Here is a 26972-nt window from a genome sequence, read left to right as displayed (position 1 = left end):
CGGGGCGCCTGAGATCAAGATCAAAAGCAGATCAAAAGCAGATCAAGGGCGGCTCGCTTCGCATCGTGGTTACCGTCGGCTGCGACAGCTTACAAAGTTGTGTAGATACCTATGTTTTGATAAGGGCAGCCTTCAGCTGCACGGGTTAAGCTACACGCCTAATGCATTCGAGCATCAAGCGTGCGGCGTGCCGCTGAGGTCCTTTCATGAGAGTTCTGTTATTCGGCGCCACCGGCATGGTGGGCCAGGGTGTGCTGCGCGAGTGCCTGCTGGCGGCTGATGTGCAGGAAGTGGTGGCCGTGGGCCGCACGCCCTTGACCCAGGAGCACGGCAAGCTGCATCAGGTGTTGCACAGCGACATGCTGGATTTCCAACCCCTGGAAAACCTGCTGCAAGGTTTTGATGCGTGCTTCTTCTGCCTGGGTGTTTCGTCGGCGGGCATGAAGGAAGCGCGCTATACCCACCTCACCTATGATCTGACCCTCGTGGCGGCCAGCACTCTGGCGCGGCTCAATCCGCAGATGACCTTTATTTATGTGTCCGGCGCCGGTACGGACAGTTCTGAAGCCGGCAAGTCGATGTGGGCGCGGGTCAAGGGCAAGACCGAAAATGCCTTGCTGCGCTTGCCGTTCAAGGCGGTGTATCTGTTCCGTCCGGGGATCATCCAGCCGTTGCACGGCGTACGTTCGAAGACGCCGTTGTATCAATCTTTCTACAGCGTGCTCGGGCCGGTGCTTTCGTTTGTGCGGCGACTAAAGCCGGACTGGGTGGTGAGCACCGAGACGGTCGGCCGTGCGATGTTGCAGGCGGCCAGCCAGGGCGCGCCGCAGCCGGTGGTGGAGCAGGCGCAGATCAATCGCCTGGCGGCTGAGCGCCGCTGAACTGAATCAATGCCACGCCGCCGATCAGCAGCAATGCGCCCAGTACCCGCGAGGTTGTCAGTTGGCGTTCCACCAGGCCGAACAGGCCGAAATGGTCCAGTAGCAACGAGGCGAGAATCTGCCCGGCCATGGCCAGCGCAATGAAGCCTGATGCGCCGAGCTTGGGCAGCAGCATCAACGCCAATGAAATGAAACACACGCCAAAGGCACCGCCGGCCCACATCCACAACGGTGCCTTGCTGATAAAGGCCAGGCTCGGCAGAGGCAAACGCAGCGCCACAATCACCGGCAGCAGCACGATGATGCTTACCAGCAACGACGCCAGGGTGGCCCACAAAGGATGGCCGAGCCCGCGCCCGAGGTTGGCGTTGATCGCACTTTGAAACGGCACCACTGCACCGGCGAACACCGCCAGCGCCAACAAACCTACCCAATGCAACACAGTCATTTCGACGCTCCCAGAAGTTTTGCTGGACTCTAGGTTATTCGTCGCGCAAATTTAAATTCCAAATTCTTATGCTGGGCATGCAGCTGATGAATGATCTGCGCCGCATCGACCTTAACCTGCTGGTGATCCTCGACGCCTTGCTCAGCGAGCAGCACGTCACCCGCGCCGCCGAGCGTCTGCACCTGAGCCAGCCGGCAGTCAGCCATGCGTTGGCGCGGCTGCGCGATATGCTAGGCGACCCGCTGCTGATGCGTCAGGGCGGCACACTGGTGCCAACCGCGCGTGCCTTGGAGTTGGCGGCACCCTTAGCCGAAACCCTGGCGCAGGTGCAGGCCTTATTGGCACCGAATCGTTTTGATCCCACTTCTGCCACGCGCCGCTTTCGCGTGGCGATGTCGGATTACAGCGCAGCGATATTCCTGCCCGGCCTGGTTCGCGTCCTACGCCAGGAAGCGCCCGCTATCGACTTGCAGATCATCCAGGCCAGCCGCGAAGGCATGGTCGACGGTGTGCTCAATGGCGACCTCGACCTGGCGGCGGGTGTATTCCCCGACATGCCCGCCGAACTGCGCACTACGCCGCTGTTCGAAGAGCATTACACCTGCCTGGTCGACCGCGACAGTCTTGCGCCCAGTGGGGTGCTGGACCTGCCGGCCTACCTGTCGCGCCCCCATGTACTGCTGGAGATGCGCGGCAGCGGCACGCCGGAAATCGAACGGGCACTGACGGCCATTCGTGAACGCCGCCATGTGGCGATCAGCCTGCCGCATTGGGGTGTTGCGCCGCAGTTGATCCAGGGCACGGATTTGATTCTGACGGTGTCGTCTAGGGGTTTACTGAATATCGACGCTCGGCAATTGCTGGCCGTGCCACCGCCGTTTCATATCCCTTCGTTTGCCTTTGAGCTGGCCTGGCATACGCGGCGGGGTGGGGATGCGGGGTTGCAGTGGTTGATTGGCCGGGTGGTGGGTGTATTGTCCGCAGACCAACGATAACGCGAGAAAACCTACATGCTCAGCGGTTTCAACCACCTGACCCTGGCCGTCACCGATGTAGCGCGCAGCGTCAGTTTCTATCACGACCTGCTGCGCCTGCAGTTGGACGCAACCTGGGACAACGGTGCCTACCTCTCACTGCCTGGGCTTTGGCTGTGCCTGTCGCTGGACCCGTTGCGTTCGACCGCTGCGGCAGTGGATTACACCCACTATGCCTTCACTGTCGATGCTGCTGATTTCACCGCCTTGGTCGAGCGCCTGCGCGCCGCGGGCGTACAGGAGTGGCGAGACAACCGCAGCGAAGGCGCATCGTTTTATTTCCTCGATCCCGACGGCCACAAGCTGGAGGCCCATGTCGGCGATTTGGCCTCGCGCCTGCAAGCCTGTCGTGCCAAGCCCTATGCTGGAATGAAGTTTTACCCGTCGCGGTGAAGCATGCAGAATCAATCACCTTTTAGCGTCTGTCGGAGCGTCTATCCATGACCCCATCCTTGCTGCTTGCCGTGCTGGCTTCGGGTTTTATCTACGGCATTACCCCTGGCCCCGGTGTCCTGGCTGTATTCGGCATTGGTGCGGCCCGTGGCCGGCGTGCAGGGGCGGGTTTTTTGTGCGGGCATTTGCTCGGGGATGTGGTGTGGTGCAGCACGGCGCTGATTGCCATCGTCGGTGCGCGGGAAGTCGGCAGCAGTGCCTTTGATGTGCTCGGCGTAATCAGCGGGGCGTATCTGTTCTGGCTGGGCTGGCGTGCGATCCGTACCCAACGCCGCAGCAGCGATGCCCCTCAGGGCGCCGCGCGGCACCCGTTCTGGCACGGTATTCTGTTTGGCTTGACCAACCCCAAGGCCTATCCGGTGGCCGTAGCGACCTTCACCGCGTTGCTGTCCAGCCGGGCCGAGTTGTTGACCTGGTCGATGCTGCCGACCTTGATTCTGCTGAGCTTTATCGGTGGCTTGCTGGCCTACGCAATCCTGATCGGCGTGGTGGGTGCCCAGCGGGTGCGCACGCTGTATCAACGCCATGAAATTCTGATCACCAAGCTCTGCGGCGTGATGTTTATCGGCTTTGCTCTCAACGCCTTGGCGCATGCATTGCCGGGCCTGTTCGGCAGCAAGGCTGCCTGAGGCGGCGACGACCGTTCGTCGCACGGGGAAGTTTTTTCTAAACCTTTGCCGCCCTGAAAATTCGAATTCAGGGCGGGGTGTATGCCCCCGCACCTATTTTTGCCCTGGAGGAACCCATCATGAGCCGCATGGCTATCCGGTTACGCACCGCCAGTTTCGCGATGCTGCTGGGCCTCGGCGCCAGCAATGCTTTCGCCCAGTCGCCTGCAGAATTCATCGAGCAGGCTTCGGCCAAAGGCATGGCCGATATCGAAACCAGTCGCATGGCCCACGCCAAGACCTCATCCCAGGAAATCAAGGACTACACCATCGAGGTCATCAACGAGCGCACCCTGGCCAACCAGCACTTGGCGGCGATCGCCAAGAAGCTGGATTTGCCAGTGGCCCCGCGAGAGAAGATCGTCGATAAAGCCGAAACCCTGATGCCAGAACTCAAGGACGGCGATTCCTTTGACGCTGCCTATACCGCGCAGCAGGTCAAGGAGAACGAAGACGCCATTGCCCTGTTCCAGAAAGAGGGCGCCGCGTCGGATGTGCCGGAGATAAAGGCATTGGTGGATGAGACGCTGCCCAAGCTTGAAGAGCGCCTGCAAAAAGCCCGCGCCCTGGCCTCGACCTATGGCAAGGGCCATCAAGGCGACGGTTGAGGCTGCTGCCTGATATGAAAAACGGCGGTTGGAGAGAATCCAGCCGCCGTTTTTTATGCCGAGTTCAGGCCCGTTCTGGACGCGGCCTATAACGCCAGTTCACCTTGACCGGTGCCTTCCAGCGCCAGTAAATACTGCTTGGCCGCCAGCCCGCCCGCGAAGCCGGTCAAGCCGCCAGAAGCACCAATCACCCGGTGGCAGGGCGCAATGATCGAGATCGGGTTACGCCCATTTGCGGCGCCGACAGCGCGCACGGCTTTGGGGTTGCCGATCTGCTGGGCGATCTGGCTATAGCTGCGGGTTTCGCCGAAGGGGATGGTCAGCAGTGCCTGCCAGACCTGTTTCTGAAAGTCGGTGCCGGTGAAGTCCAGTGCCAGTTCGAACTGGTTACGCGTTCCGGCAAAGTATTCCTGCAGTTGGCGTTCGGTTTCCAAAAGCACCGGGCTGTCGTGGGCCTCGATCAATCCACCCAGGCGTACGCGGTTGGCGCGTTCTACTTCCCAGAGAATTGCGCTGAGTTTGCCATCGCGCGCCACCAGGGTGAGTTCACCGACAGGGGAAGGCATGAGCTTGTAGTGGTAAGTCATCGGCAGGCTCCTTGAAGGGGCGTGAAGGGGGACGACGTCACTGTAGTGCCATCAGAGTGCCTGGAAACTACGTTTCTTGCGGTCAAATTTTGCGCTCGTCTAGAAATTCCAGTAAACCCAATCGGCGTAGTAGGGGGACCAGTAAAGCCACGAGATTATGTAGAGCGCCTTGAGCACAGATGCTGTGCTTAGCATGAACGCAGAAATGATATTGAGCAGGGTGATAATCAAAGCCAATACTGCCACGCGTCGGGTCGCGTGACGCCAGGCCAGTTTCACCCCGTAAGCCGACGCGACAATCACGCCTATTTCCAAGAGTAATCCGAGAGGAAAGGGCAGCCTTGCAAACGAGGCCAGCAGTGGCAACACCAACACCCAGCCGACGACTTGGCGCAGGATGATCTTGGGTGTGTTTTTTTGGGTGTCCAGCATTGCCATGTGTCCGAACTCTTGGCCGATGAGCCTACATCATCGCGAGGTGTTGCCGTCCTTGCCGTAAGATTTTGCTTAGGCGTAACTACCGCTCCTGTTGCAATACCTTGAGCGCTGCGGACGCCAGGAATCCCGAGCGGCTTTTTTCCTGTGGATGATTCAACACGTACTCATCGATGCGATTCAACAGATAGCCGGGCAGGGTGATGTTGAGCTTTTGAGCTTTGCCCAGGTATTTGGTCACGTCGATGTCCACCACAGCCCACGTGCAACCGGCATACTGAGGGTTGGCGGCATGCACGGTGACTTTCTGCGCGCTGGGGATCGGCGCGCCATCTTCTGCGAGGATCTCGAAGTGCCCTTCGATGGCTTCGCGGGCCATGGCCATGGCGTCATCCAGGTCCTCGCCGGCCGAATAACAGCCAGGAATATCCGGGACTTCCACGCCCCAGGCGTGGTCCGCGTCGCCGGTTGATATTGCAATGGGGTAAAGCATGTTCTTGCCCTCCTTCTGGTGGGTTTTGGTGGTGGCTATACCCACAGCTATAAAATTATCAACACTCTACCTACCAACGGGTGATGTTCGGGATTTCGATAGGTGTTGAAGTGTATGGGCACGCGGAAATGATGCCGCTTGGAGGTATTGCAAGGTACTTCACGCCATCAGGCTAGGAACGCTGAAGACCGAATCCAAGGCATAAAAAAACCGGTCACCAAGGACCGGTTTTTTGTGCATCTTGCGCCAGAACCCTCCTGACGCAAGTGCAAATCTGAGTGGAGCGGGTAGAGGGAATCGAGCCCAAACCCATATGTCACGTAAGTCATTGATATTTAGGATGTATGGAGGGAGATTGTAGGAGCTGTTTGTAGGAGAGGGAATAGGGCATTTGTCGCTTACCGCAGCTCATCGCGAAGCCAACAGATTGGAGGTCCTAGGATCGAGTGGGGGAGCAAGAGGCATTGTGGCCATTGTTTTCTTGCTCCCGGCGTCAATCCTTATATTAGCGAGACAGGGGGGGGCTCGGAGAAAGGCAAGGCAGAGCCGATAGATGTTGATTTGAAATGTCTGCTTTGGTATACATATTAAATCACTCAATGTTCTATCGGGCTCCTTACGTTCGGGCATTGTTTTAAAGCCGTGCAGTCACGGCGGACCCCAGAAGCTTGCGACACAGGGGTTATCGGAGGAGATGCCATAAGGCAGCTGAGACCGAGTCGAGCGCAGCATCATGAGAAACCTTAGACGCCTTATCATGATGAATGTGAAAGCTCAGCTACAGACGTCAGAGAGACTCTAAACGGAAGGCATTGCCTCCGGTGGACTTCGAGGTTGGCTCCCTAGCCTGTTCATCTGAAACGGGTTAGGGGAAATACAACCTTTCTCTACCGGAAGGCTCATAAAATCAAAAGCTACACGTCAACATCGTGTGGCTTTTTTTGTTTTTAACGTCTCTGCTACTGCTCTTCGAAGAAACCGGCTGTAGCCACCGGAATACAAGCGCTGTAGCCCTAGCGCGAAGATCGTAACGCAACAAAACGCTACTGTGACGCAACAGAATTTCATGAGTTTTGTTGCGTTAGGCTCCCCCCGATGAAGTTAACGCTTTAGCGCTTCTTTTGGGCTCTTGGTTTCCCCCAACGAACAGCCGACACCAATCCCCAGTTACCCGCATCGTTAGGGCGACGCCATTTGGCGACCGGCATTTGTCGAAGATGTTCTACCGCATCCTCAAATGAGGTGAGCCGAATCTCTCCACCTTTTTCGCCCACCCGGAATGTTCCGTCCCGGGGGCTCGCTAGCTCTCGATGAAAGCATGTCCCATCTGATGCATAGGGCACCTCTGCAACGTCCTGGGGAGTCGCTGGCTCAACGATCTCGAAAAGCTCTCTGGGATCTACCCCGAGGGCTTTCGCAAGCCCCTCAATCGCATCTAGGGAGGGGTTCGCCATACCCCTCTCAAGGCGGCTGAGATATGACCGGGCCATTGAGGCGTGGTCTGCAAATGCCTCCTGGCTAAGCCCGCTCGCAAGCCTAAGCTCTCTGAATCGCTGCCCGAAGCGCTGTCGTAATGAAATTCTCATACGCAGTATTTGGCTGGTATGTGATACTAATTACCCACGCTCTATTCGTGACATTTTAAACCAGTCATCAAGCACTCAGGGAGTGAACCGGAACCATGATCATCAGGGGGAAATGGAAAATGGAAGTCAACAGGATGAACTCTGAACGACCGTTGCTACGACACCTACGTTTTTCGTTGATCCTAATATCTATGCTCTGTGTCACCAGCACGCCAGCCGCAACGGAGGAAGAAAGCTGTCGCATGTGGTCTGGAATGGCTCAAAAAATGGCCGTTGAGCGTGATGCTGGCGTATCAAGAAGCGTGTGGAATAAAAGGATTGATAGCCTTGTGGGCGCTAAAGGCGTCACCGACGACAACATCGGGTTTATGAGGGGACTATTGATTGCTGTTTACAAAGACTTTAAAAACAAAACGCCGGATGAGCTGGTGGTGATCACTTATCAAGCGTGTTCGGTGATGTGATATGAAGAAGATTAATGTCACTCTGCTGGTGGCGCTGGCACTTACTGGTGCGGCCAAAGCAAAAGGGATCAGCCAAATCGCTACCGATGATGAGACGTTCTGTCGGAGTATCTCTGCTTTGGCGCGATCAGCAGCTACAGAGAAACTCAAGGGCACTACGTATGAGGCTCTGGCGGTTCGCTCGAAAAGTGCACTCCACCACAAGTCCGATAGGGCCCCTAAGATAATTACATTCAGTTTTGTCGAAGCGATCCTAAAGGGCGTCTGGGCGTTAGATCCAGTTTTCACTCCGGACCGGGTGGGTAAGCTTTATTACCTGAACTGCATGTCAGGTTCAGTATCTCCGACCTAAGCAATAAGCGAGTCTGCTATGGGCCCTTGCCTGGGCTTGATTACCTGTTTGCATTCGAATTCACCAGGAAACCTTGTAGCGATGGCTGGACAGAAGCGGACGGTCGTGAGTATCAGCACACTACCGAAAGCGAAGAAACAGGAAGTGGCCTAAAAACTAATGGGGGGATTGTCAATGCCCTAGAAATCCGCTTGCTTTTTATAACAATTAAAGCTCCTTGGGCAGTGGTGCGTTAGTTTGCATATGGTGATGTCATACGGAGATTGCTCAATCTCGCTTTGAGATTTGGCATCAAGGTTAGGCCCTATTAACTTACGCACTATTGCCGCTGCTGAAGGCTCAAAGCAGTGATCATGTAGATTCAGCGAGGAGCCTGTTAGAAATTCTATTCCGATTGTAGTAATGCTGAAAGTCGACCTCTTCAATATCGTCGGCGACTAAATCCTTGAGGCTGTCATTGAATTCGCAATAATCTCCAAATCCGTATCCACCTATATAAACATCATCATCTTCGTCAGCTTCCCGGACGGGTATATGAAATTCGAATCCATCGAAATTGAATGGAATTAAAGTTCTCAGTAGATGAATTTTTTGATGGAAAGGTATAGCAGGATTGAGTGCAATAACCCATTTTTTTGGCAGGCTTGAGTCATCCTCAGTTCCAAATATGCTCGAAACGTGGATGGAGTGAGCCCGAAGTGCCTTGCGAATTTCTTGGTATTGGGGATGTAGGCCGTTGATACCAACGGGCCAACTGTCCCAGTCGAATTGCTCTGGGTTTGGGGTCTGTTGTTGGGCGGAAATGCTTGAGTGAGAACGTTTTAGGATCTTCTCAAGCTCATCTATCCTGCTGTCCTGGATGACATCTTTATCTATGCGCTGAGGAATCGCAGTCTTTTTATTTATATATTCGTGATAAAAAGTATCCTCCTGAAGCTCTGCGCGGAATTTGGTTTGAAGAAGGAATAAGGCAAAAAGAAAGCCAGGGACGTTGAGTATGGACGCGATAACAAGCGCCCCGCGCTCCCAGGTTCCCGGCTCGAAAGATACAGCGCTATACAAAAAGATCGAGTCTGTAAGGATTAGGCCAATTATCCACGCGGCGAGCAACTGAATTGGCTTTGTTATCCTGTGAGGCTCTATTTTATGAGTCGTCATATATTTCTTGTGGTTTAGGGGTGATAAGAGATTCAGGTGTTCAAATCTGCTGCATGTTGCAATTATTACTCGTTTCACCGACTGATGTGCTGACTCTTGTGGTGAAGGAAAGTGGCGTAGTGCGTTTCTATTAGCAGCGTGGCCGTGGTGGCTGTCCGCCATCTCACCTTAACGCAAAAAAAATCGTCAGGCCACCTTGCTCATATCAGATCCATGATGCAGCAGGTTGTATGCCCTAATCCATCTTTGCCTCAGTCTTTGACTCGCGCTTAGCAAGGCTCGAAATGGTCGCTCTTGAGACGCTGTATGAGCGTGCTAGGGCGCTTACGCTTTCTCCCTGCGCCAATTCCAGCAGTATTCTCGAACGTTGTTCAGGCGTGATTTTAGAAGGCCTCCCAAGAGTCGTCCCTTCTGCTTTTGCTCTAGCAAGTCCTGCTTGTGTTCTTTCAATCAGCAAATCTCTTTCCATTTCGGCAACCGCAGCAAGCATAGAAAGTAGAAGCTTTCCTGCCGGTGAGGTCAGGTCCGTTGACCCTAGCTGATGCACGACAACCTTGATGTCCCTTGCCCCTAAGTCGCGGACGGTTTGGAGCACATCGATAGCATCCCGGCCCAATCGGTCCAGTTTAGCTACAAGCAAGGTTTCGCCATCCCGAATCTTCGTCAGCAACTCTTTGAATGCGGGGCGCTGAGTAGAGGCTGATTTGCCGCTGATGGTGTCCGAAAACCAATAGTCGATAGACCAACCGGCATTGGCGAGTTCCATGCGCTGGTTCTCTGCGTCCTGGAGGGCGGTTGATACGCGTCCGTATGCAAAAGTGGCCATCTGCTATTTTCTCCTGTAGGAATACGGTGTCGAAAATAGGATGGCCTGTCAGAAAAGCCAAGGCTATTTTCCTGTCAGGGGCGCAAGGTGATTTTAGGGATGCCAGAAAACGGTCGTATTGTGGCATAGTGCCTTTATCAACGCGTTTCTAGAAACGTCATCAGACAATGGAAGGCCTCAGAAAAAATGGAAATATTGAACGCAACGGTGCACGAGCTGATCAAAATCAGAAATGTGCAGGGGGCCACGGTAAAGCCGCCGGAAGAAGGTGAAATCACCAGAAGCGACTCTCTGAACGGCCTTCTAACGAAGGTGTTACATAGCTATAACAGCCGATGTTCTCGGCACTCCGGCTCATTTGAGCAAGACACAGAGAATTTTCGATTCTGCCCTAACCTGCAAGGATTCATGAATGGAGAGGTTCAGTTTCTAGAGTTTACAAATATCGCAATGGAGCGTCTGAGGAAAATAATCAATGACATCACTTTCGCGTCTGGTGGATTTCTGATGTATGTCAGATATACGCACAATGAACGCGACATGTTTTTGGTTGCGAAGCTAAACAAGGAGAGTGGTTCGTTTTTCTCTGCGAATCTACGAGAAGTAGTGGAGTCAAACTATCTAAATGTCGACCATCTTCAAGTTGCCGCACGGGTGGATTTACAAGCTTGGCAGAATGGTGAGGAACGGTATTTAACATTTGTCATGAAGCAGGATAAGGACAATCCATCCGACTACTTTAAGGAATTTATCGGTTGTAAAATAGATCAAGATTCTAAGATTGAATCGAAAAAGTTGGTTAGGGTTGTGAAGGATTTTGTTACTCATCAAATTGAAGCTAATGCAATTCAGCCGGATTTCGCTCCAGATTTGCAACAGAGAGCTTACGATTATGTTGAAGCTCTTCATCGACAAGATCCCACAGCTACTCTGTCGTTTGACGCGCTTGCAAATACCGTTTGGCCAGAAAACCCTGAAATCTTTTTGACTTTTATCAATGGTCATGCAGAGCAGCCATCTACAGGTTTTATACCTGATAGGACAGCACTTAAGGCTCTGTCAAATATTAACTTTAAAAGCAAGGAGTTGACGTTGAAAACAACCTATCACTTCAAGCAGCAGCATATTCGCATCGAAGGGGATCAGGTCATTATAGATAATGCACCTGAACGACTGATCGCAGAGTTGCGTGAAGGTTAAGTAATGGCTTTTAATTCTATAGTTGAGCTATGTCGTCATGCTAAAAGCAAGCATGTCGCCGGCTCAGATTTAATAATAACTGCGGTTCGGTCTGTGGATACGGTTGCATGGATTGAATCTATTGAATCGGGTCCGTGGGATCATACCCTTCGTGTCTCTGACGTAGATACAACAAAGCCGGTATCTACGCTGCCTGAGCATGCCGAGTTTGTTTTTATAGTTCATGGTATGGTCAGCTCTACCCAGGTAATTGCTAATAATGTTGAAATGCTACTCCGTTACAATCAAGGAGAGTTTCTCGGTAAGGCTCCTGCCGATTATTATTTGATTGAAGAAGATTATGCTTCCTGGGAATTGACTACTAATGAATCTCTGCTTGCGTATCAACGCACGATAAAAGTGATTGCGTTGCTTAAAAGTATTGCAGATGTAACTCAGGCTAAAGCAAATACGGCAGGGGAGGCCATTTTTTTTGCTACGCGAAAAATAATCATGCCTTTACATTATGACGTGAAGTCGCTGGCAAATGTTCCTAGCGATGCTGAAATATCAAAACTTCGAGATGAGTTGTTTCAGGAGCATCATAAGGCGGCGCGTCCAGATATATTTAAAAGAGTTATTACTCGGTTTTTTGATCAAGAGTTAGAGTCTGATAGATTCCCCCAGTTTTTGAGGCGTTTTAGGGAAATCAAGTTGGCTTACGACGCTGACTTTGATCTCTATATTTCTGGTTTTAGTTTTGACAAGGTTAGAGAGGAATTTGAGAAGAAAAAGCTTGATTTCGTTGTTAAGGTCAACGGGGCAAGCTCAGATATAATGAACAAACTTATTGCTATTCCAGTAGGGCAAGGATTGTTGGCTAGTCAAATGAAGAGTGATACTGCTCTGGTTGCAGTCAACTGGGCACTTCTTGCAGGATCAATTATATTTGCAGTGATTGCATTGATGTTGTTGGCGAGTCAAGTGAATACGTTGATGCAAATTAAGCAAGAGCTCGCTCATGAGCGTGAAACCTTAAAGCAACGAGCTAATCCAACCTACCTTCAACTCAAAGGAATGATCGCAGCACTAGATAGGAGGATAAATCTACATTCTTATTGGATTCCCACTACGCTGATTGTTTTGCTGTTGGTAACTACGATTATCACAGTGTCGACATTTAACTATTTTACTCCCGGTGCGTGGGCGCCTCTTGTAACTTGGTTTTCTTCAAAAGTGAATTGGGTGACTTCTTTTTTTGACGCGATTTTTGCACGGTGTTGATGCGATTTTATTTTTTCTGCGGGTTACTTGATCTTTAGCTATAGCGCATATCAAGGTCAAGTTTTGTCTTATGCTTTCACTTACTTTTCTGGTTTTGCATTATATCGGTCTGTTGAAGATTTTATTTTGCGTCTCAATGCATCCTTTACAGCATGGATACCATCCGAGATGACAAATGGCATGATCGGTGGAAGCTCGAATGAGAGTTGCTTCACATAACTTAATAATCTTTCAGCTTCAGCGTCCTTTCTATAGCGAGCGGCGGTAATGTTGTCGCCTCTACTGTGCCCTGCTAGTTGAGATTGGATGTCTGGCGGAACCTCTAGCTCATTCAATGCAGTAATAAATGTGTGCCTGAACGAGTGAAAGGTGCGCATCCCATTTCTTGGCATGCCCAACTGCTTGCCTAAAAAACGACCATTGAACCAGCTACCCGCCGGTTTGCCGTAGCCTTTGACTGCATCGTGCTTGAGCTCAGGGAAAAGTCGAGTGTATCCAGCTTTTGAGAGGGCTTTTACATAGTCTGGCAAACCTAGCTCGACTAGATGCGGATGCAGAGCAACGATGCGTTTAGAGTTAACGGTCTTCAATGTTTTGTCGGAACCGTCAAGGTCTATTTTGTCTTCGCCGTCGAGATTGAAATCTACATAATGCACCCCGGACTCAGTCACTTTTACATCGGTAATATAGAGCTGGGAGAGCTCGTTCAGCCTTGCTCCAGTGTAAAGCCCTAGTAAAGGAAGCCAGTAAAAGTGAGGGCGAAACAGATGGAAGCGGCCTTGTTTGTTCCGTTCACCGGTCCCGGCTATAAACCATTGCACCGAAAAGATTTTATCAAGGTCAGATTTATCGAATAGCGAGCGGTCATCCTGATCTCGTGTGACCTTCTTTCGTTTTTCGATAGCTCTCTTCGCAGGGTTGTGAGTGAGGATCATGTTGTCGACTGCCCATGCGAACATGCTTGAGAGCGAGTCCATATAGCGTTCGACACTTGCAGATGAACGAAGCTCTTCTCCATTTTCCTCAGCCAAGGCGATCAGTCGATTCAATTCATCAGTTCCGTGACGACGAGCAGCGTGATGCTTGTCCGCTGGCATCTTTCGGAGTCTTGCCTCGTAGTCCCAAATCAATTGTCTGTTCAGAGCACCTAATGGAGGGTCGCTCATTAGCTCGACAAATGCTCCGCAGTGGGTTGCCATTTTCTTTTGCTGATCGAGTTTCCAGTTTGCCTGCTTTTTCGTTAGGAACTGTTCTACCAATGCAGAAACGAGCTGCTTGGCGCGATCAGGTCTACAGCACTCGCAGGGCAGTGCTGGGGTAGGTGTTGGAGTTGATGTAATTGCCGTTGGTGCTGAGGTAATTAGCGTTGGTGATGAGGTGACGGCTAGCAAGGCAGCCTTGCCTTTTAGGGCTTTCACCCAAGGAGCCCTGATTCTTTCGGCTTGGACCTTCGTAATGAACACAGAGGCTGTAGTGAGCTGAATACCGGGTAGGTCGCAGAATGCCGCTGCTAGAGTGTTTGTTTTGAAGCGGAATGCAGTTTCATCGGAGAAGCCGAATTCAATCAAATTAGAAATTGTATGAGTGCGATGGAACGGTTTTAGATATCCAGTGAACGTTCTCGGTCTACCCTCTGTAAAGGCACTATTCAAGACGAAACCGTCTGTGTCCCTCTCTCCCTCCCGGTCCACCTTGGTGTAGTCGTCAACCCAATAGACTGGTTGGGCGTTCAGTCTGCATGCGACAAAAATATTGTTGTTTAGAATCTCTTGAAGCACGAACTCGGCTGAAACCTCGAAGGTCTCACAGAAATCTTGAATGCTGATGAATCCGGCTCCAGTTAGTAGCGGACTGCCTTCGATCACTTTTGTCTCGTTCACTAGATTCAGCTCACTCATGCATGAATGCCATCGCGCCAATAGGTGCAATGCTACAGCCTTTGCTTCGCTGTGATCAGTGGTTCGGGTAGACGAGTGAATTTCTCTTTGACCCAATTGAGCGCGATAGCGAGCCGGGACGGTGACGCGAAGGACGTAGATTCCGCTCGAACGGCGGTAGAGGTTGTTGCGTTGCGTCACGTTGTAGGAGCCCTTTGTAGGAGGACTGCGTGACTGTCTCGCTTTCTACCCAGTGGATTTCATACAAATCAATGGGTTAGGAAAGAGGTGGAGCGGGTAGAGGGAATCGAACCCTCAACTAAAGCTTGGGAAGCTTTCGTTTTGCCACTAAACTATACCCGCTCAGAGCGGCTGACTTTGTACCAGATGTTCGGCTGGATTTGAAGTTTTTCTTTGAAAAATGTGAGAGTTGCGTGTGGCGAGCAAGCTTGCTCGCCACAGTGTCAGGCTTGATTTCAAAGCGCCCATGCATGCTGCGCCTGGCCCTGGCTATATCGCAACGGGCTGGCGGGCCGCTGCCCTTTCAAGAAGCCCACCACGGCCTCACGGCTATCGCGGCACGCGGCTTTATGTTCCATGTCCAGGAAGTGTCCTGTCGCCTGAATGGTGCTGAAGCTGCTCTTGGCCACATGCTGGCCAAACAGCTTGGCGTCGTCTGCACTGGTGTATTCGTCCCATTCGCCGTTCAAGAACAGCACCGGAATGTCGATCTGTCTGGCGGCCTTGAGGTAGCACTGCCGGTCGCTGTTGAGCACGTGGCTGATGTGAAAATGCATCTGCCCATATTCGTGTGCGGCCAGGCTGCTGACATGGCGGTAGTTGAAGCGCTTGAACAGCGACGGCAGGTGCTTGCCGATGGTGCTGTTGACCAGGTGGCCGACACGGTCGCGGTCGAGGTTGCCCAGGTAGTCGACGCCCCGTTCCAGGTAGTCACGCATGGGCGCATTGATCACTGGCGAGAATGAGCTGATCACGGCTTTTTCCACCCGACGGGGCCGGTGCGCAAGGGCGACCAATGTGGCGGCGCCGCCCCAGGAGAAGGACAGCACGTGTTCAGCGGCGAAGTGGTCGAGCAGTTCCAGGAGGATCTGGCCTTCGACTTCCTTGGTCAGCATGTGCTCATGACGGTTGTGGATTTTGGAACGGCCAGCGTAGGGCTGGTCGTACAACACCACATTGAATTGCGGGTACAGGCTTTTCACGGTTTGAGCGAAGGACGCTGTGGTCGCCATGGAGCCGTTGACCAAGACAATGGTCTTTGCCGCTGCGTCCGCGCGATAGAACTCCGTGTACACCCGATACTGACCCTGTATATCCAGCACAGCGATTTCTGGCCTCATGTCGTAAGACTCCTGGCAAGCGGGTAGTGCGCGCAAATCACTCTGCACGAGCTTTATGACAGGTAGGCATACGCCTGGAAAACGAGAGCCCATGTCGGTCCGATGACGGCTGGCCGGCGGGTGTTGTTATGGCGGGCGGTTTGCCGGGAGGGCCCGTGGATCAAGCGCGGGCGAGGCAAGGTGTTTCTTGGAGGTTATAGGGCGACTCGTCAGTCATCATCTGGCTGACGCCTTGATTCAAGCAGCACCGAAGGCAGGTCGCAAGGCAAGCGGCTGGTTTTTTGCCATCACCGGCTGAACGGTCGTCAGACTTGTCGGATTTCGTCGTCAGTCAGTGGCCGATACTGGCCCGGCGCAAGCGACGTATCCAGCACCAAGGGGCCCATTCGCTCGCGGTGCAGGCCGGTCACCTTGTTATCAAAATGCCCGAACATGCGCTTCACCTGATGATAGCGGCCTTCGATGATGCTCAACCGGGCCGTTCTAGGGCTTAGCAGTTCAAGTTCGGCAGGTTGGGTAGTGAGATCTTCAAAAGCGAAATACACCCCTGCCGCGAACGTCTGCGCGTACTGCGGGCCGATGTCCTGTTCGGTGTGCACGTGGTAAACCTTGGGCAACTTGGTCTGCGGTTGGGTGAGGCGCCGTGACCATTGGCCGTCGTTGGTGATCAGCATCAGGCCTGTGGTGTTGAAATCCAGGCGCCCGGCGATATGCAGGTCGGCTTTGTCCGGTTCGTCCAGCAGGTCCAGGACCGTGGGGTGTTGCGGGTCTGATGTGGCGCTGACGCAACCCTGGGGTTTGTGCAGCATGAAATAACGCGCCGGCTTGCCCGCTTGCAGGATTTCACCGTCCACGCAGACCTGGCTGAATTCCCGGACGTCATGGTGCGGATCGCTGACCGCAACACCCTCGACGGTCACCCGACGCTCCACCAGCAACAGGCGCACTTGCTTGCGATTGAACTGTGGCAGGTTGCTGAGGAAGCGATCAACGCGCATGGCGGGTACGCAACTGTTCGTCCACTTGGGCGCAGCGCGGGCACAGGCAGGCTTTATTGCGCAACTCATCCGGCAGGGCTTCAAGTACCGCCGTGTCGATGATGACGCTGTAGCACCAGCAGGCCTGATCGGCCGTGCGCGGGTCGGCCAGGGAGCAGTCGTTGCGGGCACCGCAGGCGGGGCAGAGGGTCGGTGTGGTCATGGGTCGGTTCAGAAGGGAATCGGGTAGGGCGCGTTAGTTATTGCACGATACAGCGCGGCTGAGCGGCATTCCATCACCATGGCTGTTTGGCGGGGCTTCACTTCGTCTGAAACAGATGTTTCCACTTGTGTCGCGAACGCACCAGATTCTGTTTTTGATGTCAGATGTTTCGTCATTCAGTGAAGGCTGAATGCCGCTCGCCAGCGTCGCTGGAGGAGCTCTTCCGCGGTCCAGGAGGCCGCCATGTATCGACGACTGCTGCTTATCGCTTTGCTCGGCCTGACCCTTTCAGCCTGCGTGCCCTACTACGATGGAGGCGCTACCTACTATCGCTCCGAGGTCTACACCGCACCGGCGCCCGCCTACTACTACGGCGGCCCGCGTTATTACCCTTCCGGGCGCAGCTATTACGCGCCAGCGCCCCGTTACTATACGCCACAGCCGCGCTATTACTCGGCGCCGCGCTACTACCAACCAGCCCCGCGTTATTACCCCCGCGCCGGCTACCGGCCCTCCCAAAACCATGGATGGGGCGACCGCTGGGGCAATGGCGGACGTGGACGTGGTTCCGACCACGGAGGTGGCCGCGGAGGGCACCGTTAATATCTTGAAAAACAAGCGGCGCATCATGCGCCGCTTTTTATGGGTACCGTACGTCCGTACTGTCAGATTTAACAGCTATCTTTGAGGTGCTAGCTGTACTTCACTAGCGCAGAGCCGAGTGCTTTTGCGTGGTGAGACTGAGCAGATGGAACCCCTATGTTCAAACAATTGATTTGCGTGCTACTGCTGATGAGCTACGTCATTGCACCGGCAAGAGCGGAGCAGGGCTGTCCTTATACAACGCAGATCGCATACGCCGACGGCCATTATCGCGCCAAGGACCATGGCCTGCACTGGCAAAGCCCGAGGGTTGCGTCTCGTGGTGTTATCGACGGATTCATTGGCGCAGTGTTCATGCCGGCCGAGGGCGAGGAGAGAGGAAACGGCTACATGGACAAGTGCATCTACCGCACCAGTCGGAACGGGGTGGTAGCGTTGAGGCCACGCAAGGGCAATGAGGTTATCAACATGTCGTTGACCAGCACCTTGTATTGGGAGCTACAGCCCGATGCGTTCAAGTTGCCGGTGTACACCTGCACGGACAGCCAGCCGGACAATTGCGCTTTCACGGTCAACGACAAGCGTACAGACCTGTCAGTAGTCAGATAAATCCGCCAGAGGATTCCTACCTTCCCAGGCCTTGTCAAAGTGCGCCTGCACCACCGCTTCCGGCAGTGTGTTGATATCCGGCCAATGCCAATGAGGCGTCTGGTCTTTGTCGATCAGGCGCGCCCGAACCCCTTCGGCGAACTCCGGATGACGGCAGCAGTTGAGGCTCAGGGTGTATTCCATCTCGAACACCTGGGCCAATGAGAGGTGACGGGCGCGCTGGAGCTGTTCCCATACCAGATGCGCCGTCAGCGGGCAGCCCTCACTGAGGGTTTTGCCGGCGCGGTTCAATAGCGGGTCGCTGTGGTCGCGCAGCAGGCTCAAGGCGCGCCAGGCACAGCGCACATCTCCTACATCCAGCCATTCGTCGATCTGTGCGCGGCGCGGTAGCCATTGCGCTTCGGGTTGCTGGCTGTCCGCCTCCTGGGCCAGCGCCTTGAGCAGACTGTTGAGCTGCATCGCGCTCTGTTCCTGCCAGTTCAGCTGCAGCAGGACATCGAGCAATTCGTCTTGCTGGTCATCGCGCAGGAAGCGGTCGGCCAGGCCCAGGTCCAGCGCGTCGCGACCGTTGATATGGGCGCCAGTGAGGCCCAAAAACAAGCCGAGCTTGCCCGGCAAGCGCGACAGGAACCAACTGGCACCCACATCCGGGTACAAGCCAATGCTGATCTCGGGCATGGCCAAACGACTGCTCGGGGTGACGATACGCACGGCGGCGCTTTGCAACAGGCCCATGCCACCGCCCAACACATAACCGTGGCCCCAGCAGATCAACGGCTTTGGGTAGGTATGCAGGCGGTAGTCAAGGCGATATTCAGCGGCAAAAAACTGCGCGGCCAGAGCCGGAACTTCGCTGGGCTGCTCACGGCAAGCCTGAGCCAGGCTGCGCACTTCGCCACCGGCGCAAAAGGCTTTGGCGCCGTTGCCGCGCAGCAGCACGCAGACGATCTGCGGGTCTTTGGCCCAAGCCTCCATGCGCTCATCCAGGGCCAGGATCATCGGCAGGGAGAGGGCATTGAGAGACTTTGGCGCATCCAGGCTGGCGATGCCGATGCGAGCGCCGCCATTGCCGGTCAGTTCTTCGAAATGCAGGTTCATCGTGACCTCAATCGAGAAGGTGAAGGATGAGTATGATCCCTTCGTGGGAAAGTGCCGGTGCTGTGTCAGATCAATTGACAAGCGGGGTCGGCTTTCCTAGGGTTCGCCTCATTCTTTTTTACAAGACAATTGAACTATGACCGATGGCGACCGTATCAAACTCGAACCCAGCTGGAAACACGCTCTGCGTGAGGAGTTCGAGAAGCCCTACATGGCTCAACTGCGCGAATTTCTGCGCCAGGAACATGCTGCTGGCAAAGAGATCTACCCGCCCGGCCCATTGATTTTCAACGCCCTCAATTCGACGCCGCTGGACAAGGTCAAGGTGGTGATCCTCGGCCAGGATCCGTACCACGGCCCTGGCCAGGCCCATGGCCTGTGCTTCTCGGTGCAACCGGGCGTGCCGGCGCCGCCGTCGCTGGTCAATATCTACAAAGAACTCAAGCGCGACCTGAACATCGACATCCCCAACCACGGCTACCTGCAAAGCTGGGCCGACCAGGGCGTGCTGATGCTCAACACCACCATGACCGTGGAGCGCGCCAACGCCAACGCCCATGCGGGTAAAGGCTGGCAGTTCTTCACCGATCGGATTATCGAAGTGGTCAGCGAGCATCAGCCGCACCTGGTGTTCCTGCTGTGGGGCGCCCATGCTCAAAGCAAGCAGAAGCTCATAGATGCCACCAAACATCTGGTGCTGACCTCGGTGCATCCGTCGCCCTTGTCGGCGTATCGCGGGTTTCTGGGGTGTGGGCATTTCAGCCGGACCAACAAGTTTCTTGAACAGAATGGCCAGGCACCGATTAATTGGGTGTTGCCGTCTGTCTGATACGTGCGAGGCGGCGCAATGCCGTCTCAACTCATCAAATCGATGATTCGAAACGAATTTGTCACTCTGACCAAGTGGGCCTAACCTTCGGGAGGCGCAGCCGCCTGTTAGTTCTGACAGTATCCGCTTAGGGCAAGTCGCCTTAACTTCTCTGCGTGGTCTCTGGATGGGGTCAGCGCCCTTAGGTGGGCAAGGGCCTCAAATTGATGATCGTCTAGGAGAGTCGATATGTCTGAATACGGTCTGCTTACCCCACCTACCGGTCGTGGGGCAAAAACAGGTGTGCTGGTGTTGGATGCACCTGTCGTGCCTGATGTATTACCCCTTGAGGCTGATGACCTCGGTCATAAAGTACCGGTATTTTTTCAAAGCACCGGCTTGCGGGTTGAGGTGCCTGTACTGTGGCCCGGCGGGGGTGTGCTTGATCCGGGCGATGTCACTCTCGTCCAGTGGTTGTGGAATGGCACGGTGTTCGATGAGAAGCGGTTGGTAGCGCCTTATGATGCTAGCGACCTGCCTGACGCTGACTCATTGGTACCTTCCCAGCTCATGGACGTACCGGGCCTGCATGAATTGCGCTACGAGGTGAGACTCAGAGAGTCTAGCGGTAATCCAGGGGAGCAATCGTTCCCGACAGTATTGGACTGTGACAAGGTTGGGCCAAATAATGGACTGCGGGGGCCGCGTTTTCGGTTCCCGCAGGTCATCGAAGACGACGGCGTAACTGATGCATATCTGGATGATCCCGCCAATCAAGACAGGGTGACAGCTACCATTGATTCGATCTGGCCGGATATACGCCTGGGTGATGTGGTAGAGGCCTCTTTAATACCGTTGCCTTTTCTGAAGCCCTTGCGCAAGCGTCCGCGACAGTTGGCCATTGTTGCCACGACCACCATTGTTCAGGCACACAAGGATGGAACTCTGCCTATTGAGGTTCATTTCCCAGGTGCCGTTCTTCGCGGTCTGGCCAACCGAGAATACAACGCTCAGTACTATTTGACAGATCGTTCGGGCCGTGAATCGGGACCTTCCCGTGCCGCTCCTTTGCTAATCAATCTGATGCCTACCCCTATCGATCTGCGGCCTGTTGAAATTCCGCAGTTGGATGACGGGCGTATCACCCTCAGTGACGCCCGTGCTGACGGCGGGGTAGTCATGAATATCCTCGAACTGTTCGGCTCCACAGGGGGCGATCGTCTCCTACCGTCATGGGATCTAATTGCGCTGGATCCTATCGAGATTTCTGCCACTCAGGTTTGGCCTATCAAAGTACCGATTCCCTATTCAGTGTTGGCTACCGGCGGTTACGAGTTTGTTTCTGGGGTTGTGAGGGCGGAATACCGCTGGCAAAGAGGGAATGCCCCTTCCAGGCCATCGACCACTCGCTTTGCCTCAGTGGACCTGACGGTTGCCGGGCCGGTGAGCCCTGATAACCCAGACCCTATCAACTTATTGTTGGATGTGGTGACAGTGAAGGGCGTAGATGGTGACAACCAATTGACTATCAATGACGAGGGTAAGCCGGTACGCGTGATTACCGCGTTGTATGGCGCGCCCGATGTTGGTCAAACGTTGGAATTAATGGCGGGAAGCTTTCCCGGGCCCATCGCGACCTACACCGTACAAGCGGGGGATAGCGCGGGTCGGGAAATTGAGTGGCTCGTCGACTGGGACATCATCGAGCTTTTAGGTACAGGTTGGGTTCCTTTCTTTTACTGGACCTTCAACGGGGTCAACCGGCAACGCGCGTCAGACACGCCGGTAATGGTCAATATCGTGCGGCTCGTCGGGCTAAAACCGCTTGAGTATGTAGGAGTCGAGTACGGGCCCGGTCCAGGTGCCGGGTTTATCAACTGCGCTCTGCGACCTTGGGTCAACGGCGTCGGCGTTAAAGTGCCTGGGGATATCGATCTCCTGGACGGCGGCGATGAGGTGATTTTGGATTGGGCCAGTTATGCGAACACTAATGGTTTTGCCGGTGGTGTCATTCCTGAAACGATCAAGTCCTTCAGCCATACGCTGACGCCACAAGAAGCCCGTGATGGGTATGTCTTTCAGGTTCCGTTTGACCCCTACATCTTGCTTCCGGGGCTGATCAAGCCACCAGAAGGGCAAACCAACCCTCGGCATGGCTCTGCGATTGCGCGCTACCAGATCATCAAACCGGCAGGTGCAGGCATGGGATATTCCGAGCGTAGGTTGGTGTTTATCTCACTGATCCGGCTAAATTTACCGCCTTGCGTGTCGGACGATCAGGCGTAGTGAGAAGGAGGTAATGCGCTTGTAATGGAAGAGGTGCTCGTGGTGGTGAGCATCACAGTCGAGCCGCAAGGGGTACTGTCAAGTTTGACAGTTACGCGTTAAAGGGAAATGCCATTAAATGAATGAGACGCCAGCAGGTTTGCCAATTCAGACCTCTGCAGGGTCGGTATACGTTTAGAAAATGACACCCGGGTGTTTAGTCTTACCGTCGTTTTATACCCGGACAGATACTTATTCTTTTGAGGAGTTTGAATCATGTCCAACCCATCCAGTAAACCTGTTAGTCACGACCCTGTAGGTCCCATGGAAGAGTGGGAAGATCCCGTTCCCGATCCCACCTATTCACCTGCTCCGGTGATCCCCGGTTTATTGCCGGCTATTGCTGGCGACAACCACCGGAATGTGGTGCCAAGGGCGCTTCAATTGAGCGGACTCAGTCTTGAGGTTGGCCTGTGGGACCGTACCGGTTTTATCAATCCGTTCGATACACTCACCGTCTATGTGGATGACCGGCCGATATTCATTGATACCTACGGCGCCGCTGATGCTGTACCTGATCCGGTAATTGTTAATTTGGGGCCCAAGTCGGCCTTGCAAACCAACGGTGTCAAAGACATCCGCGTTCATGTTCTAAACCTCAGCGGCAATGACGTTGATTACAACATCAATCGGGTTTACGTAGATACGCAGGACCCTAACTATGGCAATCAACCTTCGAGGGTCATGATAGAAGATTACGGCACCGAACTGACCCCAGCCTTTCTTGCGGGTAAACCAGGTTTGGAATTCACCATTCCCACGCCTGCAGACCGGCGTGGCGGTGATACTTATCGAATGCTTGTGGGGAGCAATATCGTTGCGATCGAGGATGACGTGCCAGTGACAGGTGACATTACTGGTGTTATTCCAACCGCAACGATTCTTGAACGGTCAGGTTCGATAGACGTGAGATATAACCTGGCAGATCGGTCTGGCAACACGACTACGTTGTCTATTCCAAACTTCGTTCAAGTGAGTCTGAACGAAGCGCCCGTGTTTGGTCTCGTCAGTGTGTTGGAAGCGCCATTGGTTGATAAAGAAGAGGCCCGTAATGGTGCAACGGTGCGGTTGGCAAGCCTCACCGGCCATCTGCAGAACGACACCCTGGTCGTTTTATGGGGGACTGTCGAGATTTATCGCCAATTTATTGGCATGCCTGTTTTCCCAATTGACATCCCGGCACATTTTGCAGCTATCGCGGCAGGCGGGAATTTTTATACGGCGGATATCAGAGTCATGATTGAGCGCCTAGGCAGTCCCACTTACAACGCAGCTGTGGTGCAAGTGGATGTCGACCTGCGTGAGCCCGGTGGGCAGAACCCTGGTGAAGGCCCTGTAGACCCAAGCTTGGCACAGCCTGTTCTGCTCGGTGGGGGCCCCGACCCCAAACCCGCTAACCGTCTTTCCGAGAAAGATCGCAACTTCAATGCCACCGTCACTTTTACCTTACCGTCGGGGCTGGAAACGGGTGATTTCATTGACTATGTCTATGGAGGGGATGTCGTTGGGACTTACCCGGTAACTGGGGCGGAAGCGGTCGACTTTCCGGTGCCTTTTACCGTGCCGTGGGCCACTATCGATGCCAAGGGCAATGGCACCATTGAAACCCACTGCGTTATTCGGGATGCCATCAACTATAAGCATTCTCCGAATCAAGATGTTGTTGTGGATATCTTCAATATCGGTAGCTTGACACCCGTGACCTTTGAAAATGCCACGGTTATTACAGGCAACCCGAACTTCACCTATGCCATTAACTGTGCCAGGCAGCCTTGGCTAGGTGTGCCTGTCAAAATTCTGGATCCCGGGCTCCTCATGGTTGGCGACAAAGTGGTTATCGAGGCTGTCAGATACGCGTTCAATGCTCCTGGCACGCCTGTCGGTGCCCCCATAGAGACTCCTGAATTCGAACTCAACAGTGAGCATGTCAATCTTGGCTTGACCGTCCCGCTGGATTTGAAGGTCTGGATTCAGGACGTCACGGGCAATAATGGCCGAGGCATCGTCGGTGTGCGTTGGAGGCTCCTGCGCCCCTCCACGGGAGACCGGGGCAGGTCCGACGAGGTGAAGGCAGCCTGGGATCTGGTTGGTTCGGGAGGCAACATTCCTGGCTATTGTGTTCCGAACGCGTCGCGCGTCAAAGGTACGCTTTGATCGACTGTTGGGGCCCCACCCTCTCGCTTGATGGGGTGGGGTTTTTTATCAAATTTGCACCTTAAGGAAAGTCCTACGCTCTTTGGGAACTCACGTTATTAGTCTCTGCACCGTGGAAAACGGAAACCTCTTCGATACGGGTTCCGGGTTCGATCTGGTACTTAATTCTGAGGCTACACAACATGATTTCTCCTACTTCCCCGCGTTTTCGTTATTCGCGTTTATCATCGATCATCAAGCTCGTAGCCGCCGCACCGTTATGCCTGTTGAGTCAACAGGCAATGTCGACGATTGTGGTGGACGGAACGGTGGGCAGCGGCAAATATGACGTCCGCCCGGGGTCCGCAGCCAGCGACTATCTGGCCCGGAATGGTGCGACGCTTACTGTTCACAAGAACGCCAACGTTAAAGAAATACGTGCGACGAGTGGGTCGACCTTGACGTTGACAGGCGCCAACGTGAGTTCTGTCCATGGCTCCCAGGCGGCCATTGCGCTCAGCAACTCAAGCGCCACTATTTCCGACGCGCGCATTACCAGCCACACCAGTGGCGGCTTGAACGTGGCTCGCCAGGTGGGCACGACCACGGGGTCCTACGCACAAGTCGACAATAGTGAAATCACTGGAGCGACCTATGGGGCCAACGTCACGTCCCATAGCCTTCTGGAGTTGAACAACTCTGTGCTGGTGGGCCAACGCCAGCAAGGGTTGAGGCTCCTGGGAGGGGCCGCAATCGCCACGGGCAGCGAAATTACCGGTGGTACCACGGGCGTTGTGATGTCCCTTGAAAGTGCAACTGCCCTTGAGTCGCCTCATTTGATACTCGACGGCTCGCGTGTGACCGGCCTCGATGGCCCCGCGATTACTGTGCTGGGGCCGATCACGGCTGAAATCGACGTGACCAATGGTTCGTCCCTGCAGGGTCAGAACGGTAACATGCTCGAGCTGACCCAGGGCGGCTCGGCCAACATGCGCGTGCGCTTCAGCGAGTTGGCTGGCAATATTCAGGTGGGTGCCGACAGCGCGTTGGACCTTAACCTGGACCACGCCATTCTGACGGGTGATATCGTCAACAACGGCGGCAGTGCCAGTGTTGGCCTGAACAATGGCTCGGTGCTTACCGGCCGCCTGGAGAATGTCGACAAGCTGGCGGTCAACACTGATGCCACCTGGGTGATGGTCGACAACCAGCAAGTGGGCGACTTGTCCCTGGGTGGCGGTAACGTCAAGTTCGGTGAGACCGGGACGTTCTACCAACTGGATGTGGCCAACCTGTCGGGCAACGGCACCTTCGTCATGAGCACGGACTTCGCCACCTTGACCGGCGACTTCCTCAATGTCACTAGCACGTCGTCGGGCGACCATAGCCTGCTGATCGCCAGCACCGGCGCCGATCCGCTGACCGACGATCGCCTGCACGTCGTACACACCGAAGACGGCGGCGCCAAGTTCAGCCTGGTCGGTAATCGGGTGGATGTCGGCACCTACTCCTATAGCCTGGTCGATGACAACGAAGGCAAGGACTGGCTGCTGGACCCCGGCAGCAAGGTGATCAGCCCTAGCACCAACTCGGTACTGGCCTTGGCCAACGCAGCGCCAAGCGTGCTCTATGGCGAAATGACCAACCTGCGTACGCGCATGGGCGAACTGCGTCACAGTAACGGTGCGTCGAGCGGCCTGTGGACACGTGGCTACAGCAATAAATTTGAAGTCAACAACCGCGACAAAGGTGTGCAATACAACCAGGTCCAGCGGGGCTTTACCCTGGGCGCCGATGTGCCGCTGTCTGGTGGGGACGGTCAATGGCTGGCAGGCTTCATGGCGGGTCACAGCACCTCGGACCTGGACCTGAGCCGCGGCAGCAAAGCCACCGTCGACAGCTACTACGTCGGTGGTTATGCGACCTGGATGGATGCCGAAAGCGGCCTCTATTTCGACGGCGTACTCAAGTTCAACCGCCTGCACAACGAATCCAACGTCGCCATGAGCGATGGCAAGAAAGCCAAGGGCAACTACACGCAAAACGCGGTCACGGCTTCGGCTGAAGTAGGGCGCAATATCAAACTTGATGACGGGTTCTTCGTTGAACCCTACGGCCAGTTGGCCACAGCGTTCATCCAGAACCAGAGCTACGAGTTGGACAACGGCCTGCAAGCCAAGGGCGCACGTACTGCCTCGGTAGTGGGCAAGGCCGGTGTGACCGTTGGGCGTGACATCCAACTGGACGCTGGCAGCGTGCTGCAACCGTACCTGCGTACCGCGGTGGCCCATGAGTTCAACCAGAGCAACAAGGTGGCGGTCAACGGTAACAGCTTCAACAACGACCTCTCGGGGACCCGCGTTGAAATGGCGGCCGGCCTTGCCATGGCCGTGTCGAAAAACTGGAAAGTACATGCGGACGTGGAGCGCAGCATGGGCAAGAGTGTGGATCAGCCTTGGGGGGTGAATGTGGGGCTGAGGTACGATTTCTAACAAAGTACTT

Annotated in this window: 27 protein-coding genes, 1 tRNA gene and 1 pseudogene; 15 read left to right on the top strand and 14 right to left on the bottom strand. The window is 54.5% G+C overall.

The window, feature by feature from the left end; translation table 11 throughout:
- The first annotated feature begins 206 nt into the window (after positions 1 to 206).
- Entirely contained in the window at positions 207 to 881 is a 675-nt protein-coding gene (locus tag A7K61_RS16110) for an NAD(P)H-binding protein (protein WP_034135066.1), read from the top strand.
- Here A7K61_RS16110 and A7K61_RS16105 read toward each other — a convergent pair.
- Positions 853 to 1329, bottom strand: coding sequence for a DMT family transporter (locus A7K61_RS16105; protein WP_069557927.1), 477 nt, complete (start codon positions 1327 to 1329; stop codon positions 853 to 855). The two genes, A7K61_RS16110 and A7K61_RS16105, sit on opposite strands and share 29 nt — an antisense overlap.
- A 68-nt stretch (positions 1330 to 1397) precedes the next feature.
- Between A7K61_RS16105 and A7K61_RS16100 the strand changes: the two genes are divergently transcribed.
- The 4 genes from A7K61_RS16100 (at position 1398) to A7K61_RS16085 (ending at position 4092) form a co-directional block, all read left to right on the top strand.
- Entirely contained in the window at positions 1398 to 2324 is a 927-nt protein-coding gene (locus A7K61_RS16100) for a LysR family transcriptional regulator (RefSeq protein ID WP_069557926.1), read from the top strand.
- Positions 2325 to 2339: 15 nt separating this feature from the next.
- Complete coding sequence (fos, locus tag A7K61_RS16095) at positions 2340 to 2756, top strand: fosfomycin resistance glutathione transferase (protein ID WP_047710284.1); 417 nt, start codon at positions 2340 to 2342, stop codon at positions 2754 to 2756.
- Between the two features lie 47 nt (positions 2757 to 2803).
- Complete coding sequence (locus A7K61_RS16090) at positions 2804 to 3445, top strand: LysE family translocator (RefSeq protein ID WP_032893071.1); 642 nt, start codon at positions 2804 to 2806, stop codon at positions 3443 to 3445.
- Between the two features lie 119 nt (positions 3446 to 3564).
- On the top strand, positions 3565 to 4092 hold the full coding sequence (locus A7K61_RS16085; RefSeq protein WP_003189402.1) for a DUF4142 domain-containing protein: 528 nt from the start codon (positions 3565 to 3567) through the stop codon (positions 4090 to 4092).
- An 86-nt stretch (positions 4093 to 4178) separates the two neighbouring features.
- On the opposite strand, the gene A7K61_RS16080 is transcribed toward A7K61_RS16085, so the two are convergent.
- The 4 genes from A7K61_RS16080 to A7K61_RS16065 all read right to left on the bottom strand — a co-directional run bounded on the left by A7K61_RS16080 (position 4179) and on the right by A7K61_RS16065 (position 7193).
- Positions 4179 to 4679: a methylated-DNA--[protein]-cysteine S-methyltransferase gene (locus tag A7K61_RS16080; protein ID WP_069557925.1), complete on the bottom strand. Its 501-nt coding sequence runs from the start codon at positions 4677 to 4679 to the stop codon at positions 4179 to 4181.
- Positions 4680 to 4778: 99 nt separating this feature from the next.
- A complete protein-coding gene (locus tag A7K61_RS16075; protein ID WP_044272865.1) occupies positions 4779 to 5111 on the bottom strand; it encodes a hypothetical protein in 333 nt (110 codons plus the stop codon).
- Between the two features lie 85 nt (positions 5112 to 5196).
- Positions 5197 to 5607, bottom strand: a complete 411-nt coding sequence (locus A7K61_RS16070; protein WP_069557924.1) for a type II toxin-antitoxin system HicB family antitoxin — start codon at positions 5605 to 5607, stop codon at positions 5197 to 5199.
- Positions 5608 to 6716: 1109 nt separating this feature from the next.
- Positions 6717 to 7193: a helix-turn-helix domain-containing protein gene (locus tag A7K61_RS16065; RefSeq protein WP_069557923.1), complete on the bottom strand. Its 477-nt coding sequence runs from the start codon at positions 7191 to 7193 to the stop codon at positions 6717 to 6719.
- A gap of 254 nt (positions 7194 to 7447) precedes the next feature.
- Between A7K61_RS16065 and A7K61_RS32505 the strand changes: the two genes are divergently transcribed.
- Both A7K61_RS32505 and A7K61_RS16055 read left to right on the top strand, forming a co-directional pair.
- Positions 7448 to 7657: a hypothetical protein gene (locus tag A7K61_RS32505; RefSeq protein ID WP_139129506.1), complete on the top strand. Its 210-nt coding sequence runs from the start codon at positions 7448 to 7450 to the stop codon at positions 7655 to 7657.
- A gap of 1 nt (position 7658) precedes the next feature.
- The gene (locus A7K61_RS16055) at positions 7659 to 8009 is read left to right on the top strand and encodes a hypothetical protein (protein ID WP_069557921.1); all 351 of its coding nucleotides are present in this window, start codon (positions 7659 to 7661) and stop codon (positions 8007 to 8009) included.
- Positions 8010 to 8360: 351 nt separating this feature from the next.
- Here the strand turns inward: A7K61_RS16055 and A7K61_RS16050 are convergent, their stop codons facing one another.
- Both A7K61_RS16050 and A7K61_RS16045 read right to left on the bottom strand, forming a co-directional pair.
- Positions 8361 to 9167: a hypothetical protein gene (locus tag A7K61_RS16050; RefSeq protein ID WP_069557920.1), complete on the bottom strand. Its 807-nt coding sequence runs from the start codon at positions 9165 to 9167 to the stop codon at positions 8361 to 8363.
- 235 nt (positions 9168 to 9402) lie between these two features.
- A complete protein-coding gene (locus tag A7K61_RS16045) occupies positions 9403 to 9993 on the bottom strand; it encodes a recombinase family protein (RefSeq protein ID WP_069557919.1) in 591 nt (196 codons plus the stop codon).
- A gap of 186 nt (positions 9994 to 10179) precedes the next feature.
- Here A7K61_RS16045 and A7K61_RS16040 point away from each other — a divergent pair, with 186 nt between their 5' ends.
- Together A7K61_RS16040 and A7K61_RS16035 are read left to right on the top strand one after the other, a co-directional pair.
- Positions 10180 to 11193, top strand: coding sequence for a nucleoid-associated protein (locus tag A7K61_RS16040; protein WP_069557918.1), 1014 nt, complete (start codon positions 10180 to 10182; stop codon positions 11191 to 11193).
- A gap of 3 nt (positions 11194 to 11196) precedes the next feature.
- The gene (locus A7K61_RS16035; RefSeq protein ID WP_139129505.1) at positions 11197 to 12456 is read left to right on the top strand and encodes a hypothetical protein; all 1260 of its coding nucleotides are present in this window, start codon (positions 11197 to 11199) and stop codon (positions 12454 to 12456) included.
- An 80-nt stretch (positions 12457 to 12536) separates the two neighbouring features.
- On the opposite strand, the gene A7K61_RS16030 is transcribed toward A7K61_RS16035, so the two are convergent.
- From A7K61_RS16030 to A7K61_RS16010, 6 genes and pseudogenes are all read right to left on the bottom strand, one after another.
- A complete protein-coding gene (locus tag A7K61_RS16030; RefSeq protein WP_083263105.1) occupies positions 12537 to 14354 on the bottom strand; it encodes a site-specific integrase in 1818 nt (605 codons plus the stop codon).
- 63 nt (positions 14355 to 14417) lie between these two features.
- Positions 14418 to 14534 (bottom strand): annotated as a pseudogene (locus A7K61_RS34235) (hypothetical protein); the annotation flags it as partial.
- Between the two features lie 88 nt (positions 14535 to 14622).
- Positions 14623 to 14696 (bottom strand) — tRNA-Gly (locus A7K61_RS16025).
- A gap of 113 nt (positions 14697 to 14809) precedes the next feature.
- On the bottom strand, positions 14810 to 15694 hold the full coding sequence (locus tag A7K61_RS16020) for an alpha/beta fold hydrolase (protein WP_032893003.1): 885 nt from the start codon (positions 15692 to 15694) through the stop codon (positions 14810 to 14812).
- A 305-nt stretch (positions 15695 to 15999) separates the two neighbouring features.
- Positions 16000 to 16692, bottom strand: a complete 693-nt coding sequence (locus tag A7K61_RS16015; protein ID WP_069557915.1) for a pseudouridine synthase — start codon at positions 16690 to 16692, stop codon at positions 16000 to 16002.
- Positions 16682 to 16894, bottom strand: a complete 213-nt coding sequence (locus A7K61_RS16010; protein WP_069557914.1) for a cysteine-rich CWC family protein — start codon at positions 16892 to 16894, stop codon at positions 16682 to 16684. The genes A7K61_RS16015 and A7K61_RS16010 overlap by 11 nt, the downstream gene beginning before the upstream one ends.
- A gap of 243 nt (positions 16895 to 17137) precedes the next feature.
- On the opposite strand from A7K61_RS16010, the gene A7K61_RS16005 reads away from it, so the two are divergent.
- Together A7K61_RS16005 and A7K61_RS16000 are read left to right on the top strand one after the other, a co-directional pair.
- Positions 17138 to 17497: a hypothetical protein gene (locus A7K61_RS16005; protein ID WP_069557913.1), complete on the top strand. Its 360-nt coding sequence runs from the start codon at positions 17138 to 17140 to the stop codon at positions 17495 to 17497.
- Positions 17498 to 17653: 156 nt separating this feature from the next.
- Positions 17654 to 18106 (top strand): DUF3757 domain-containing protein, encoded by a 453-nt coding sequence (locus A7K61_RS16000; protein ID WP_069557912.1) that lies wholly within the window; start codon positions 17654 to 17656, stop codon positions 18104 to 18106.
- Here the strand turns inward: A7K61_RS16000 and A7K61_RS15995 are convergent.
- Positions 18092 to 19204: an enoyl-CoA hydratase/isomerase family protein gene (locus tag A7K61_RS15995; protein ID WP_069557911.1), complete on the bottom strand. Its 1113-nt coding sequence runs from the start codon at positions 19202 to 19204 to the stop codon at positions 18092 to 18094. The genes A7K61_RS16000 and A7K61_RS15995 overlap by 15 nt on opposite strands.
- A gap of 136 nt (positions 19205 to 19340) precedes the next feature.
- Here A7K61_RS15995 and ung point away from each other — a divergent pair, with 136 nt between their 5' ends.
- The 4 genes from ung to A7K61_RS15975 all read left to right on the top strand — a co-directional run bounded on the left by ung (position 19341) and on the right by A7K61_RS15975 (position 26962).
- A complete protein-coding gene (ung, locus tag A7K61_RS15990; RefSeq protein WP_069557910.1) occupies positions 19341 to 20033 on the top strand; it encodes a uracil-DNA glycosylase in 693 nt (230 codons plus the stop codon).
- 228 nt (positions 20034 to 20261) lie between these two features.
- Positions 20262 to 22298 carry a hypothetical protein gene (locus tag A7K61_RS15985; protein WP_047710291.1) on the top strand — a complete coding sequence of 679 codons (2037 nt, stop codon included), beginning with the start codon at positions 20262 to 20264 and terminating at the stop codon, positions 22296 to 22298.
- A gap of 255 nt (positions 22299 to 22553) precedes the next feature.
- Positions 22554 to 24491: a hypothetical protein gene (locus A7K61_RS15980; RefSeq protein ID WP_047710292.1), complete on the top strand. Its 1938-nt coding sequence runs from the start codon at positions 22554 to 22556 to the stop codon at positions 24489 to 24491.
- A gap of 182 nt (positions 24492 to 24673) precedes the next feature.
- Entirely contained in the window at positions 24674 to 26962 is a 2289-nt protein-coding gene (locus tag A7K61_RS15975) for an autotransporter outer membrane beta-barrel domain-containing protein (protein ID WP_069557909.1), read from the top strand.
- Positions 26963 to 26972: the final 10 nt, after the last annotated feature.

The sequence above is a fragment of the Pseudomonas sp. AP42 genome (assembly GCF_001728935.1).
Classification (GTDB): Bacteria; Pseudomonadota; Gammaproteobacteria; order Pseudomonadales; family Pseudomonadaceae; genus Aquipseudomonas; species Aquipseudomonas lactis.
Note: the sequence above shows the minus strand (reverse complement) of the source record. Positions and strands in the feature narration are given on the sequence as shown.

Bases quoted from the DNA above. Each gene is read 5' to 3' on its own strand.
- A7K61_RS16110 (WP_034135066.1), top strand. From the start codon at position 207: ATGAGAGTTCTGTTATTCGGCGCCACCGGCATGGTGGGCCAGGGTGTG.
- A7K61_RS16105 (WP_069557927.1), bottom strand. From the start codon at position 1,329: ATGACTGTGTTGCATTGGGTAGGTTTGTTGGCGCTGGCGGTGTTCGCC.
- A7K61_RS16100 (WP_069557926.1), top strand. From the start codon at position 1,398: ATGCTGGGCATGCAGCTGATGAATGATCTGCGCCGCATCGACCTTAAC.
- fos (WP_047710284.1), top strand. From the start codon at position 2,340: ATGCTCAGCGGTTTCAACCACCTGACCCTGGCCGTCACCGATGTAGCG.
- A7K61_RS16090 (WP_032893071.1), top strand. From the start codon at position 2,804: ATGACCCCATCCTTGCTGCTTGCCGTGCTGGCTTCGGGTTTTATCTAC.
- A7K61_RS16085 (WP_003189402.1), top strand. From the start codon at position 3,565: ATGAGCCGCATGGCTATCCGGTTACGCACCGCCAGTTTCGCGATGCTG.
- A7K61_RS16080 (WP_069557925.1), bottom strand. From the start codon at position 4,679: ATGACTTACCACTACAAGCTCATGCCTTCCCCTGTCGGTGAACTCACC.
- A7K61_RS16075 (WP_044272865.1), bottom strand. From the start codon at position 5,111: ATGCTGGACACCCAAAAAAACACACCCAAGATCATCCTGCGCCAAGTC.
- A7K61_RS16070 (WP_069557924.1), bottom strand. From the start codon at position 5,607: ATGCTTTACCCCATTGCAATATCAACCGGCGACGCGGACCACGCCTGG.
- A7K61_RS16065 (WP_069557923.1), bottom strand. From the start codon at position 7,193: ATGAGAATTTCATTACGACAGCGCTTCGGGCAGCGATTCAGAGAGCTT.
- A7K61_RS32505 (WP_139129506.1), top strand. From the start codon at position 7,448: ATGGCTCAAAAAATGGCCGTTGAGCGTGATGCTGGCGTATCAAGAAGC.
- A7K61_RS16055 (WP_069557921.1), top strand. From the start codon at position 7,659: ATGAAGAAGATTAATGTCACTCTGCTGGTGGCGCTGGCACTTACTGGT.
- A7K61_RS16050 (WP_069557920.1), bottom strand. From the start codon at position 9,167: ATGACGACTCATAAAATAGAGCCTCACAGGATAACAAAGCCAATTCAG.
- A7K61_RS16045 (WP_069557919.1), bottom strand. From the start codon at position 9,993: ATGGCCACTTTTGCATACGGACGCGTATCAACCGCCCTCCAGGACGCA.
- A7K61_RS16040 (WP_069557918.1), top strand. From the start codon at position 10,180: ATGGAAATATTGAACGCAACGGTGCACGAGCTGATCAAAATCAGAAAT.
- A7K61_RS16035 (WP_139129505.1), top strand. From the start codon at position 11,197: ATGGCTTTTAATTCTATAGTTGAGCTATGTCGTCATGCTAAAAGCAAG.
- A7K61_RS16030 (WP_083263105.1), bottom strand. From the start codon at position 14,354: ATGAGTGAGCTGAATCTAGTGAACGAGACAAAAGTGATCGAAGGCAGT.
- A7K61_RS16020 (WP_032893003.1), bottom strand. From the start codon at position 15,694: ATGAGGCCAGAAATCGCTGTGCTGGATATACAGGGTCAGTATCGGGTG.
- A7K61_RS16015 (WP_069557915.1), bottom strand. From the start codon at position 16,692: ATGCGCGTTGATCGCTTCCTCAGCAACCTGCCACAGTTCAATCGCAAG.
- A7K61_RS16010 (WP_069557914.1), bottom strand. From the start codon at position 16,894: ATGACCACACCGACCCTCTGCCCCGCCTGCGGTGCCCGCAACGACTGC.
- A7K61_RS16005 (WP_069557913.1), top strand. From the start codon at position 17,138: ATGTATCGACGACTGCTGCTTATCGCTTTGCTCGGCCTGACCCTTTCA.
- A7K61_RS16000 (WP_069557912.1), top strand. From the start codon at position 17,654: ATGTTCAAACAATTGATTTGCGTGCTACTGCTGATGAGCTACGTCATT.
- A7K61_RS15995 (WP_069557911.1), bottom strand. From the start codon at position 19,204: ATGAACCTGCATTTCGAAGAACTGACCGGCAATGGCGGCGCTCGCATC.
- ung (WP_069557910.1), top strand. From the start codon at position 19,341: ATGACCGATGGCGACCGTATCAAACTCGAACCCAGCTGGAAACACGCT.
- A7K61_RS15985 (WP_047710291.1), top strand. From the start codon at position 20,262: ATGTCTGAATACGGTCTGCTTACCCCACCTACCGGTCGTGGGGCAAAA.
- A7K61_RS15980 (WP_047710292.1), top strand. From the start codon at position 22,554: ATGTCCAACCCATCCAGTAAACCTGTTAGTCACGACCCTGTAGGTCCC.
- A7K61_RS15975 (WP_069557909.1), top strand. From the start codon at position 24,674: ATGATTTCTCCTACTTCCCCGCGTTTTCGTTATTCGCGTTTATCATCG.